12 protein-coding genes are annotated in these 12,182 nt (G+C 47.7%); 2 read left to right on the top strand and 10 right to left on the bottom strand.

Going from position 1 to position 12,182, the window contains the following annotated elements; all coding sequences use genetic code 11:
• Positions 1 to 27 precede the first annotated feature (27 nt).
• Positions 28 to 315: a hypothetical protein gene (locus tag P8596_RS02730; RefSeq protein WP_079530780.1), complete on the top strand. Its 288-nt coding sequence runs from the start codon at positions 28 to 30 to the stop codon at positions 313 to 315.
• 49 nt (positions 316 to 364) lie between these two features.
• Here P8596_RS02730 and P8596_RS02725 read toward each other — a convergent pair whose 3' ends face one another.
• Positions 365 to 2,323 carry a phospholipase D-like domain-containing protein gene (locus P8596_RS02725; protein ID WP_279725763.1) on the bottom strand — a complete coding sequence of 653 codons (1,959 nt, stop codon included), beginning with the start codon at positions 2,321 to 2,323 and terminating at the stop codon, positions 365 to 367.
• Between the two features lie 281 nt (positions 2,324 to 2,604).
• Positions 2,605 to 3,408 (bottom strand): RDD family protein, encoded by an 804-nt coding sequence (locus P8596_RS02720; RefSeq protein ID WP_224521456.1) that lies wholly within the window; start codon positions 3,406 to 3,408, stop codon positions 2,605 to 2,607.
• Between the two features lie 104 nt (positions 3,409 to 3,512).
• On the opposite strand from P8596_RS02720, the gene P8596_RS02715 reads away from it, so the two are divergent.
• Positions 3,513 to 4,469 carry a stage II sporulation protein M gene (locus tag P8596_RS02715; RefSeq protein WP_279725762.1) on the top strand — a complete coding sequence of 319 codons (957 nt, stop codon included), beginning with the start codon at positions 3,513 to 3,515 and terminating at the stop codon, positions 4,467 to 4,469.
• Here the strand turns inward: P8596_RS02715 and P8596_RS02710 are convergent.
• From P8596_RS02710 to liaF, 8 genes are all read right to left on the bottom strand, one after another.
• Positions 4,461 to 5,819, bottom strand: a complete 1,359-nt coding sequence (locus P8596_RS02710) for a DUF58 domain-containing protein (protein WP_279725761.1) — start codon at positions 5,817 to 5,819, stop codon at positions 4,461 to 4,463. The genes P8596_RS02715 and P8596_RS02710 overlap by 9 nt on opposite strands.
• Entirely contained in the window at positions 5,770 to 6,699 is a 930-nt protein-coding gene (locus P8596_RS02705) for an AAA family ATPase (protein WP_061810314.1), read from the bottom strand. Before P8596_RS02705 ends, P8596_RS02710 begins: the two co-directional genes overlap by 50 nt.
• Positions 6,696 to 7,823, bottom strand: a complete 1,128-nt coding sequence (locus P8596_RS02700) for a DUF4350 domain-containing protein (protein ID WP_279725760.1) — start codon at positions 7,821 to 7,823, stop codon at positions 6,696 to 6,698. The genes P8596_RS02705 and P8596_RS02700 overlap by 4 nt, the downstream gene beginning before the upstream one ends.
• A 36-nt stretch (positions 7,824 to 7,859) precedes the next feature.
• Positions 7,860 to 8,489, bottom strand: a complete 630-nt coding sequence (locus P8596_RS02695) for a DUF4129 domain-containing protein (protein ID WP_224521459.1) — start codon at positions 8,487 to 8,489, stop codon at positions 7,860 to 7,862.
• A 63-nt stretch (positions 8,490 to 8,552) separates the two neighbouring features.
• Positions 8,553 to 9,479, bottom strand: coding sequence for a hypothetical protein (locus P8596_RS02690; RefSeq protein ID WP_279725758.1), 927 nt, complete (start codon positions 9,477 to 9,479; stop codon positions 8,553 to 8,555).
• A 221-nt stretch (positions 9,480 to 9,700) separates the two neighbouring features.
• Positions 9,701 to 10,333 (bottom strand): response regulator transcription factor, encoded by a 633-nt coding sequence (locus P8596_RS02685; protein WP_279725756.1) that lies wholly within the window; start codon positions 10,331 to 10,333, stop codon positions 9,701 to 9,703.
• Positions 10,326 to 11,375 carry a sensor histidine kinase gene (locus P8596_RS02680; RefSeq protein ID WP_224521461.1) on the bottom strand — a complete coding sequence of 350 codons (1,050 nt, stop codon included), beginning with the start codon at positions 11,373 to 11,375 and terminating at the stop codon, positions 10,326 to 10,328. The genes P8596_RS02685 and P8596_RS02680 overlap by 8 nt, the downstream gene beginning before the upstream one ends.
• Positions 11,372 to 12,103, bottom strand: coding sequence for a cell wall-active antibiotics response protein LiaF (liaF, locus tag P8596_RS02675; protein WP_279725755.1), 732 nt, complete (start codon positions 12,101 to 12,103; stop codon positions 11,372 to 11,374). The genes P8596_RS02680 and liaF overlap by 4 nt, the downstream gene beginning before the upstream one ends.
• Between the last annotated feature and the right edge of the window lie 79 nt (positions 12,104 to 12,182).

Here is a 12,182-nt window from a genome sequence, read left to right as displayed (position 1 = left end):
TACACTGAGATAAGGAGGTGTGTGTCCGTGCTTTCACGAATAAAATGGCTGTCCTTTTCAATTGAATTATTTCTCGCTGTCCCCATCTTTGGTAATATCGCCGGAGAATCGATTCCTTTTCTCCTCTGTTTAATAGCTCTGTGGCATGCGAGCGTATTGTACATTTCCAGGTCGGAAGATCAGCCGATCCTTGGCAGTCTCCTTGGAATTCTTGCTTCCTTCCTGAACTTCTTCCCGATTATCCGATTGATTGCCCATGCAATCACTGCAATTGTCCTTATCTTTGAAATTCAGAAGGCCCCCGGGATGGAATGACCAAGTAAAAAGGATGGTTCTCGAAATGAGAACCATCCTTTTTTCATATTTATTGAAGCACTCCGCCTGCATTCGCGTATCTTGCATTGAACTCCTGCAGGAATTGATTCGTGATGTTTTCATCATGGATGATAAGCATATTTTCATCATTCACATTATTACCGTTTTCGCTCCAGTTGGTCGACCCCACAATGACCGTTGGATCGCTGTTCGTGTCCGCGTCGATGAGCATCGTTTTGGCATGAAGCTTCCGACTTTCATTGGCTGCGTAGACAGGTGCAGGATTCGCCCACCGTGTATTCGGGTTATTCGTACTCGTTTGGGTGGCCGTTCTCCCCGTCATTTCGATGCTTGCCGACCACCATTGGTTCCAGAAGCTTGGATCGAATACGCCTTTTACGTCAAAGCCAGTCCGAGTCCCCTGATTATCCACATAGCTTCCTTCCCATTTGTTCTTCAATTCGTCCACCAATGCCTGATCGCTCCAGGCGAAAATGGTGAAGTACGCATTTTCGTCCGCTTCCGTTTTCACAAGATCCCTCATGCGCCCAACAGCGTCATCCCCCGAAGAGAAATAAATTTCAACTTTATCGCCACCGATGGTCAGGGTATGAGGCGTATTATCGATTTTGCGGGTACTGAAATTGGAAACCGTATTATCCGGCGTCGTCGTCCCGCTTCCCCACATTTCTTCAAATTCTGTTTTATAGATAGAAGCAAGCTCAGGTGAATGGACCTCTACGACATGCTGCTGATTTCCGTCAAGGATTCCTTGCTCCATGTTTTCTTCCGTTCCATAGAGTCCTGTAACGGTAAAGTTCCAGCTGCCGGTGAAGACCCATTGCCCATCAATCACAGCAAATTTATTATGCATCTGATTACCGGGAGAATAGTAGCTGTCCGTGTCTTTCAGTTCTCCTTCGACAAACATATAGCCTGTAGTCGCCGTACTTCCGACTGTCACATTACGCTTTGGAAAGTCATTGAAGCTTGCTGGTAAACCATAAGCCCCACGCTTCGTTGCATCTTCTACGACAAACATGGGAGAATCCGATAAAATATGGGCATCGTCCCCAGTTCCGACTACTCCATCCTTTCCTCGGACAAGCTTTTCCAAGTTTAGACGCATCGTCTCATAACGTTCTGCATAGTGAGGATCACTTCCGTCCTTCGCGTCTGCCAGAATTCGTACGTCCACTCCTTGAGCGGCTTTTTCCATTAGCGCATCCACCACCCGCGGCAGATTGATTTCATATGTGGCGAAATCGATTGACGTTGTCGCTGCATTCAATCGCTTTAATAATCGATCTTCGAGATTGACATTATAGTTTGCTTCATTACCCGGCATGGCGTATTGAGTAGAGGCACTTTTATTGAAATAGACATTGATGGCCCCCAGTTCCTCGCTCACATTCGTAAGGGATTCACTCCCATCACCCGCCGGAGCTTCGGCATTAGCCGCTTTAGGTGTCCCGAATCCACCTTCGTATGAAGTGGTTGCCGTACTCCAATTCGTTGAGACGGTCCCACTGACAGACGGATCGATCCTCGACATCGTCGCTTTCGTCGTATTGTCCCCGGCATACCATCCGTTTACTTCATCGATGATGGTACCCGATGCATCTTTCAAATACAGGGTTTCATTGGAATTCCCAAGGCTTCCTGTATATACTTGATCAGCTGTAACAGTTGAGATCGTGCTGTCGCTCGTTCTTTCCAGCAAAAAATAATCCTGTGCCGCAACCGTCCCGCTTAAGGCAATGCTTGGTGAACCGTCCCCGGCTTCAAGTGTCCAACCATCAAGGACAAGATCCGTTGAAGTCGGATTGTGGAGTTCCATCCATTCATTATTGTAGGAACCTGTCGTTCCCATCCATGCCACTTCATTGATGACGGCTGTCTGAGTGGCCGCTTTCACGCTCTTATTTCCATCCTGTGGTTGAATGAATCCTCCCGTCAGCAAAAACAGGATACTGATGATCGATAATGATACCTTTTTTGTCTTCATGCCCTTCCCCTTTCAGAATGCAAAGATATTAAAATGATTACAGTTCAAGTATATTTTGTCGCATTTTGTAATGTAAGGGGAGAATGGACATGATTTTTCTAACCATTTTGTAAATTTTGTAGATTCAGTGTAAATCGTCATCACTATATTCCTACTAGTTTTACTTTATTTACTAATAGATTTGGTCTATTAAGAAACAAACGTTTACGTTAAAGGAACAACCCCATCCAGGTACAAAGACCCGATAAAAAACGGCAAAGTCCTCTTCAGACTCTGCCGTTTTACCATTCGATTTCCCATTCTTCCCTCAATGCCAAATAGAGAAGGAGAAGCGTGTTTTCAAGTTCTTCATACGTCTTGCCCTCCATATCCATTCCCAGTTTCGGAAACAGGATATCGGCCAATTTTTTGCTTAATTGATTTCGCTCTGAAAGGGGCAGCTGCAGGAAGCGATTGGCGTACGTCCTGACCAGGTTCCATTCTTTCGTACCGAGCTGCTTCAGTGTCCATTCTTCGACTGACAGGTCTTCCTGCCTGAGCCCTCGCTGCCGGATTTCTTTTTCGATGGCTTTCTCTTTTCTCTTCCCTTTGACCCGTCGTTCATGCACGACGATGGTTCCTGCGACGATGTCACCCAGCCGTTTATGTTTGGAGTGAAGGAAGATCATGATCATCCCTAGAAAATAGGAAACCGGGAGCATGTCTATGATTCTCATCAGATTACGGATGAAGCAGGATAAGAGTGTGACACTGTGTCCATTCTCCTGTATCACGCGGATGCCCAACATCCGTTTTCCCACTGTTTTCCCTCCCCAGAAGTACTCCAGTGCAAAGAAATATCCCCAGTTAATGACAAAGATGGTGATCAAGAAGAACCCCAGGAGAACTGAGTTGAAATCGAACATATTTAGTTTCAGGTTATCGTCTGCGAGGACGAAAAACAGGAGCACCACAATCAAAATGTTCACAATGGTCAAGATGATTTGATCGATCATAAGGGCCGCGGCACGGCTTCCAAGTCCCGCAGGCTGAAATTTCAGGGATACATATTCGGGCGTCCGGATATCAACCTGTTCTTCATGCATATCCATCCCCTCCTTTTGGTTGAATTTACCTTTAATAGTTTCTATTTTTTTCTAAACTTACTATAATAAGAGATAAGAAATCCAATGAACGAGTAGGTGTCACAATGAAAGTGAAGCAATTTGTCAAACAGCACCGGGATGATTGGAAGTCTCTTGAGGATCTCCTCGGAACGTTGCGAAAAAGAAAGAATATGACGGGGACGTCCATCGATCAGTTCAATCGCCTCTATCAAAAGGCTGCCCAGAATTTATCGTACAGCCAGACCTATTTCCCCGAAGAAGAAGTGACGGATTATCTAAACGGACTCGTGTCAAAATCTCACAATCTTTTTTATAAAGATCAGATCACGAGCGGAAAGCAAATCCGTCATTTTTTCTCCACGACGTTTATCGGTCTCCTTCTCGACCAATGGAAATTCGTTGTCCTGGCAATGGTCTTGTTTACGATCGGTGCACTGGGTGCCTTTCTTTCCATCGTGAATGATCCCCTGCATCTTTATTCCATCCTCCCCCCTGAAATGTCTCAGGGAGTGGATCCCGGTAATCTGGGAAAAAGTGACGGGGAAGTGAATTCTTCCATCATGTCCGCTGCCATCATGACCAATAATATCAAAGTGGCCTTCCTTGCTTTTGCAGGCGGTGTCACGTTCGGCTTATTGACGATGTATATGCTCGTATACAACGGCATCATTGTCGGTGCCCTCGCTGCCGTCTTCTGGCATCAGGGAATGAGCTACGAATTCTGGGCATATATCGTCCCCCACGGCATGATTGAGCTTACGGCCATTTTCATAGCCGGTGGTGCGGGATTATTGATGGGTTATAAGCTTTTCGTACCCGGACGCTTCACGCGGAGATATCAACTGAAGGAGCAGGCTAAGCGATCCGTCCAGCTCCTCCTCGGTACGATCCCGCTATTTGTCATCGCCGGGCTCATCGAAGGCTTCATCACACCGGCCGCGATTTCACTTCCTGCGAAGTACATGGTCGCTCTGTTGACGGTTGCCGGACTGATTCTCTATGTGGCCATCGGTAAGCTCCGACTCAGCAGGCTACACTAATCCGCGATTCATCAGATCTATATAGTACGAAACGGCGGTCGTTGCCAGTTTCTCTTCACGGGCCTCCACCATCAGGAGGCCCTGTTTTTCCCACTTGGATTTCTCCCTCTTTTTAACGAGCATCTGTTTCTGGGCCATACTCTTCATCATCGCCTGGATCTCGTCAATCGGCTCCGATTTGATCCTTTTCACCAACATGTCATCTTCGATCCCGATCATTAAAAAGAGATGCTGCCTGCGCAGTCGTTGCAGATAATAGAGAGCATTATCTTCATGGAGGAATGTGTGGATATCGCTGAATAATAACAGCAGACTCCGTTTCTTCTGGACCGTCTGGACGTAATGGAGGACAGCGGCATAATTGGATTCCGCCGCGTCCACCTCGAGATTATAAATGCGGTGGAGGATGGTCTGAAGATGCGCCATCCCTTTGGCAGGCGGGATGTAGACCTTCACATTCTTACTGAAAGCGAGGACCGAAACATAGTCCCCGTTCTGAAGGGCAGCCGCCGTGACGGTCATGGCGGCTTCAAGGGACCTCTCCAGCCGGTTCCCTTTCTCAAGCTCCGCCCCCATCATCCGTCCGCAATCAATGAGAATCGTGATATACTTTCCATGCTCAGGTTCATATTCATTCGTCATCACTTCTCTGAGCTTTGCCGTTTGACGCCAGTTGATCTTTCTTGGATCATCCCCCACGACGTAATTCCTGATTTTCGAAAACTCCCCTGCGCCACTCTGCATCTTCCGGATTTTCACCCCTTCATACAGTAAAAACCGCTGGGCATCTTCGAGTACCTTTCTCGTCTCAGTGAGATCGGGGATGACTTTCACCTTCTCCACCGTTTCCACGGTTTTTTGTTTCTCCCATAGTCCCAGTGAGCTCCGGTAGCGGAAATAGAGCCGGGTTAACTCATAGTCCCCCCGTACAGGGGTCACCACATGGTAAGAGGGCTTAGCAGTCGAATGTCCGGATAGCTTCCCTTTAAGTGGGAACGTGGCTTGAAAGCTTTGCGGTGTCCCGTCCAAGAGACGATACGACATATCCCGATCCGATGTGTTATGGATCGTTAATTCGACCGTATAATCAAGTCCCCTTTCCATTTGATCAGGGATGCTCCTCTTTACTTCAATATTTTTCTTTGAAGGAGAGAACGTTAAATCGATGAGACTCAAAGCGAGAAACAAAGCATTCAATACAAAGATCCATGTCCACGACAGCCCAACCAGCGTGCCTGCAAAAAGGATACCTGAAAAGCATGCGTACACAATCAGCAGACGCCCAGTCGGCAGGATCCCCTTATCTTGGAACAGTAATCGACCCAATAAGCTCCTGGATGACTTGGTCAATGGTCAGTCCCTCCAATTCTACGTGCGGGGATAGCTGGATGCGATGTCTGAGGGCCGGTCTTGCCACCATTTTGATATCATCAGGGGTGACATAGTCCCGCCCTGACAGATAGGCCCACGACCTGCCTGCCTTCCCGATGGAAATGGCCGCCCGTGTACTTGCACCGAAGCGGATCGTCTCCGTTTCCCGGGTTTTCCTGACGATTTGCATGATATAATCCAATACCGCGTCGCTCAGGGTGACCTCCTCGATTTCTTTCCTGATGGATAAGAAGGTTTCAATGTCGAGGACCGCCCCCACTTCACTCCGGTCCACATGATTCTCGATCACCTGTTTTAAAACCGATTTCTCTTCTTCAAATGAAGGGAAATCAATATCGAGCTTGAACAGGAATCGGTCTTGCTGAGCTTCGGGAAGCGGGTAGGTACCTTCGAATTCAATCGGGTTCTGGGTTGCCACCACAAAGAATACCTCTTCAAGGGGGTACGTCGATCCTTGGATCGTTACCTGCTTTTCTTCCATGGCTTCAAGGAGTGCCGCCTGGGTCTTCGCCGGTGTCCGGTTGATTTCATCGGCTAATAGGACGTTGGTGAAAATCGGTCCCTTAATCGTTTGGAAACGGTTGTCCTTCATGTTATAAATCGTACTTCCCGTTATGTCACTCGGCAGCAGGTCCGGGGTGAATTGAATCCGGTTAAAGCTTCCTCCAAGCAAACGGGACAATGTTTTGACCATTTGAGTCTTCCCGGTGCCCGGTACCCCTTCGATCAATACATGTCCTCCTGCGAGAATCGAAGACAGCAAGAGTTTAAGATTCGTCCCCTGTCCTACGATGCGCTCTTCAAATATCTCCATTAAGGATGTGATTTCTGGTTTCAACGATCCTCCACCTCTTTCCTGAATAATTCTAATCTTTTCGACCACATGATGTATTCCTGTTTACTGATTCTTTCTTTATTCAGCACACCCTTTATCCCCATTAAAAAGGAGGCGATTTCCTTTTCGGAGAGGGTTTGCAGTCTCCGTTCCAACGGTTCTTTCAAGTCCCCCCACTCTTTACTCGTCGGGATCCCCCACCGCTCCTGGAACAGGAGTCTTACATAATCAGACTGGATCAGAAGGGAAGCCTTGTACTGTTTCCCTTTCAAGTACCACGCTGATAGGGCCTTGATTCGCTCATCGCTGAACCGGACCGTTTCCTCCCGGGGGGTGAGGATGCCCCCGAACCGTTTCCCCTGCATCCATAGCCCGAGTAAGGTGAAGATGGCCGATTGAAGAAGCAGAAGCAATAGCCATTGCGGGTATAGAGTCGCAATGGATGCCCCGCTTTCTCCTCCGTGGAGGAATTCATCAAACAGGATGGTCCCCTCTTCGGCACCACCCTCTTTTAATAAAAGAAGGATCAGAGAAAGATGATCCTTCTCAAGGATACTGCCGTTCGTCATCCAGGCAGGAGTGGTGGAAACAATGAGTGACCCCTGACCTACGTCCGTTTTGTAGGCGATTGTTCCATCCACATCATCCAGGAGGACCTTATCTCCCGTCTCTTCCTCAAGGCGGACGCCTGATAAAGTATCGGTTTTATATGTATTTCCTTTCCCGTCCCGTACAAGGGGAAGAATGGGGCTGTCTATCATTTCCGTCTTGATATCGAACATCCCTTTTGGATTATCCTTCAGAAGGAGGATGGTATTTCCCCGCCTCATGAAATCCTCGTATTCTTCCATTTCTTCCTGATCCGGGACTGTAAAGGGCTCCGCCATGATCAAAAGCTGGCCGGTTTCTTTTTTGGACAACCGGTCAGGTGAAAGGGACCATCTAGAAATGGCATCCCCTTCGTTTTCCAAATAGGTGTAAAGGGCCTTTATCCCTGTTGGCGAGGGGGATTCTGATACGTAGGCCGGATACTCCTTCAGCTTTTCCGGAGAAAGAAAGACCCCGATCACGATGAATACACCAAGAAGACCCACCAGGGGAATCCACCTTTTTATAATTAACTTCAATGCCCGATCCTACCTCCTTTCCCTTACACTGTCCATCTATGAATCTCCATTTTCCAACCAGCTGCGGGCTTCCTGTTTATAGTGATGATACTCCTCTTCCTCCACTTCTCGTTCACCATATGCAACCTCGTCAAATAAAAGGGCAAGCCGGTAGAATCGATCCGCCCATCTTTGATTCACTTTACGAAGCTCGTCGTAATACTCCCAATTCGTCTTCCACACGCGCGCCTCCAGATACTCCCTTTCGTGAAAGTACAGAAGCAATGCAAGGAACATATGACGGGTGGCTTTCGAATAATCACCCAGGTCCTCATGCTTACGGGCTTCCTCAAGATGCCTTGTATAAGACCATTCCATTTCGTTCATGGATTGAAGGGGCTTGTTCGAACGGAACTTGCGCCTTCTCACCCCGTTTCGCACCGCATTGAATGCGATGAGGAGAAGGATGCCCACAACGATGACAATGAGTGTGATCAGGATCCCCGATGCCGCCCCGCCTGTCGGCTCAAGAGAAGGGTCAATGTTTCCGAGCAGATCCCTGATCCATTCCTTTGCCTTTTCCCACAAGCCCGACAGCAGGCCCTCATGATCCTGAATGTAGGCTTTGTATTCTTCCCTTTCCAGAATTTCTTCGAGTTGATCCCGTGCTCTGTTTTCATTCAACACTTTCTTCACCTGGCTTTCAGATCAAAAGCCCGGAACCCCGGGCCAGACTGTATACTTCCTTGGTTAAATCGTACGGTAGTCATCAATCATTTCATTTAAATCATCCGCATCATGCCTTGTTTTCAGGTCAAAGAACATCACTCCCAAACCAACAGCGAACAACATGGTCGTAAATAATGTCACCACATTGAGGATCATCCCGTATAAAACACTATTCCCCAATGCCAGGCCGAACGTGAATTCAAATGCGGTATTGACGATCCCGATGATCAGCCCGAACACAATATACAATCCAATGATGGTGAATGTGCGCTTCTTCGTCAGTCTCCAGCTTCTTCCAAGTCCAGGTGCGTCATGCTCAATGGCCGCCGCTCCCAGATAGAAGCTCCATCGTGTCAACAAATAAGCGACTACAGCCGCAATGAGGAGGAATAAGACGATGATCGTAATGATTACCCCGACCCCTGTATCAAATAAGGCAGCACTGAATACCCCTGCGATCCCGATTGTGAAAATAGGGACAAAGATGAATCCAAACACAATCAATCCAAATAGGATACTGCTTCCGATGATCGGCCAAAAACGGGAGAATCCTTCTTTGATGACCAGCTTGACCGAGTAGTCTTCATTTTTCCTCATATGATTCAGGGTGAACAATATCGCCGCCTGGGCGATCGGTGACAGAATCATTGTGATAAGACCAATCAGTGCCGCGCCGAGTTCCGCTCCCACATTCACAGCCGGCCCTTCCTCAGGTGAAAACTCTCCTGAAAAGCTGTTGACAATTCCTTCGAACCAGGTTTCCCCTGACCCTGTCGTTCTAAAGAAACTGACTCCCGACGCAAGATCAATGAGAGCCTGCAACAAATAGACAGGTCCCAATAATACAAGGACAATCAGGAAAAAATCTTTGAAATGATTCTTACTTAGTCGAAATGTATGATCCAGTATTTCACCGAATCGCTTTGGTTTACTGAATTGTGCGTTCATATTCTGACCCTCCGCTATTTTTCAAATTTTTACAATATATCGCTTATTTTAACATTATTCCTCCTTCAGTTGATGAAATATTTGTCATTTTCCTGCACTAATTTACTATCAGCATCCTATGCCTGTTCATATGGTCCCATTTGCATTTGATGCTCTCTGCCTTCTTCTTTCTATACGAAAAAGTGACCCAAAAGTTTTCATTTTGGGTCACTTTTCTTATATTATTTAGCGAGATCATGTTTAAAGGCATAGATGACGGCCTGGGTCCGGTCCTGAACTCCGAGCTTCGACAGGATGTTGCTCACGTGGGTTTTCACTGTTTTCAGGGCGATGAATAATTCATCGGCGATTTCCTGATTCGTTTTCCCCTGCGTCATGAGAAGGAGGATTTCAAGCTCCCGGTTCGTCAATTCCTCATGGGGATGGGAAACGGTCTTCTGCCTCATCCGTGTCATCATCTTCCCCGTCACTTCGGGCTCGAGTATCGACTGACCGTTATGGGTTTTGCGAACCGCTTCTGCGATTTCACTGGCCTTCGATGTTTTCAGCATATAGCTGACGGCACCCGCTTCAAGGGCAGGATACACCTTATCATCATCGAGAAAGCTTGTCACAATGATGATTTTCGCATCCGGCCACTCCCGGATGATTTCTTTCGTCGCCTGAATCCCATCCACTTCCTTCATCACAAGATCCATCAGGATGATATCCGGACGCAGTTCAAGGGCCAGCTGCACACCTTCTTTCCCATCTGACGCTTCCCCGACGACATCGATATCCGCCTGGGCCGACAAATAAGATGATACACCAATCCTCACCATTTCATGATCATCCACAAATACTACTTTAATCATTCTTTTCACCTTCATTCTCTACAACGGGAACCTTCACTTCCAATCGCGTCCCCTTATTTGGCACACTAATGACTTTAAACGTCCCACCGATTTCAATGGCCCGTTCCCTCATATTTTGAAGCCCATACGAGCTCGTCACCTTCGACTCATTCACATCAAACCCGAGGCCATCGTCCACCACCCTCAAGATGATGATCGACTCCCTCTTAATGAGGCGGATGTCGAGGGAAGTCGCTTTGGCATGGCGAAGTGTGTTCGAAACCGACTCCTGCAGAATCCGGAACAAATGATCTTCAATTCCCTTATCCAGGCTCATGTCCTCTATTTTCCATTCGATCTCAAGGGGGACCTTCTGAGCTAATTCGACCAACAGCTCCTTCATTCCTTCTTGAAGATTCTTTCCTTTTAACGCCACGGGACGAAGATGGAGGAGGAGCGCCCTCATTTCAAGCTGCGACTGATGAATCATCTGTTCGACCATTCCCAGCTGCTTCTCTTCATGGGGGGTCCTGTGGGGGGAGGGTGTCTCCGTGATCGCCGACATGAGCATCGATGCAGCAAACAGTTGCTGACTGACCGAGTCATGCAATTCCCTCGCCAATCGATTCCGCTCCTGAGATACGATTTCCTGTATCCTCTTTTCCTGCTCCTCGGCTTTTTCATTGGCAAGTTTCTGGGAGTACCGGGCTTGATCGGTGAGATGCTTCCCAAGGGCGTCGACCTTTTTCCACACCTGCTGCACCTCGGAGGTTGCCGTTTCAGGGATGGTGATCGTGCGCCCCTGCTCCACGTGATGGAGGGCATCTTCCATTTCCCGCAGCTGCCGCTTATCCTTCAAGCCGCTCCCGATGCCGAAAACAATCCCGATCACAATACTGAACACGAGAATAAACCCGGCTCCAGGTATATCCATGATTTCCACTTCCCATAAAAGGGACCAATCCTGTAACGGATATAAATAAAAGAAGGAAAGAGATAAAAACAGCACCATGACAAGGGAAAAGAGGATACCTGCAACGACCTGCTTACTGACCGTACTCATATTCTCTTCACCTCAAGATCCCCGATCCACATGGAGGTGATGATCTTTACCCGCTGGACCGCATCATCGTATCCCGGTGTTTGATAATAGAGGGACTGATTGATCGCCTTCGGTTCCACTTCATCAAAAATCTCGATGGATCCCGCCAGGACCGAATGATGCACACTCACTTCCACGTCAAATGGGATCAGAATTTCGATATTCCCCAGTATATTCCGGATGGATACAACGGAAGTACCTTTTGGAAGTACCGTATTCCCGATGTCGATGACCGAGTCCCCGATGACGCCCTGGATGTTGATATCATTCCATTCGTACACATCATCCGGCGTCCGCTTGGGACCGAACCACTCATTCTGAAGAGCCGCTCTTTTCATCATGAGCGGTTCATGGCTTTGGGTAAACGTTTCCTTGATGGACGGCGTGATATGCTTCGGATGTTTCTTTGAATCGGCGAAACGTACAATGATAAAGAGAAGAATGCCAAATAACAGGAATTTAAATGCGACCGTATTGAAAATATTGATCGCTAAGCTGATGATCCCGAACCACAGCAGGATCTTCCCCGACGTCCTCGGCAGTTTTTTGCGTCCGATATAAATGCAGAATGCCGCTATCGATAGAAAGACAAGAACCCCCCCATCATAAAAGGAGACTTCCAGCAGTATAAGTAATGTCCCGATTAAGATGATCCAACTGATCCCGTCAGAGCGTAAGCGATTGAACAAGGGGGTCCCTCCTTTCCGGTTATGTATGTAACGGCTCAAATCCTAAGATAAAACGGGGTGAACCCATCATGGGCTCCCC

Origin of the sequence: Rossellomorea sp. DA94 (assembly GCF_029834455.1) — a bacterium.
GTDB lineage: Bacteria > Bacillota > Bacilli > Bacillales > Bacillaceae_B > Rossellomorea > Rossellomorea vietnamensis.
This window is presented reverse-complemented; position numbering and strand designations above follow the sequence as displayed.

Bases quoted from the DNA above. Each gene is read 5' to 3' on its own strand.
- P8596_RS02680 (WP_224521461.1), bottom strand. From the start codon at position 11,375: ATGAGTACGGTCAGTAAGCAGGTCGTTGCAGGTATCCTCTTTTCCCTT.
- P8596_RS02685 (WP_279725756.1), bottom strand. From the start codon at position 10,333: ATGATTAAAGTAGTATTTGTGGATGATCATGAAATGGTGAGGATTGGT.
- P8596_RS02690 (WP_279725758.1), bottom strand. From the start codon at position 9,479: ATGAACGCACAATTCAGTAAACCAAAGCGATTCGGTGAAATACTGGAT.
- P8596_RS02715 (WP_279725762.1), top strand. From the start codon at position 3,513: ATGAAAGTGAAGCAATTTGTCAAACAGCACCGGGATGATTGGAAGTCT.
- P8596_RS02720 (WP_224521456.1), bottom strand. From the start codon at position 3,408: ATGCATGAAGAACAGGTTGATATCCGGACGCCCGAATATGTATCCCTG.
- P8596_RS02725 (WP_279725763.1), bottom strand. From the start codon at position 2,323: ATGAAGACAAAAAAGGTATCATTATCGATCATCAGTATCCTGTTTTTG.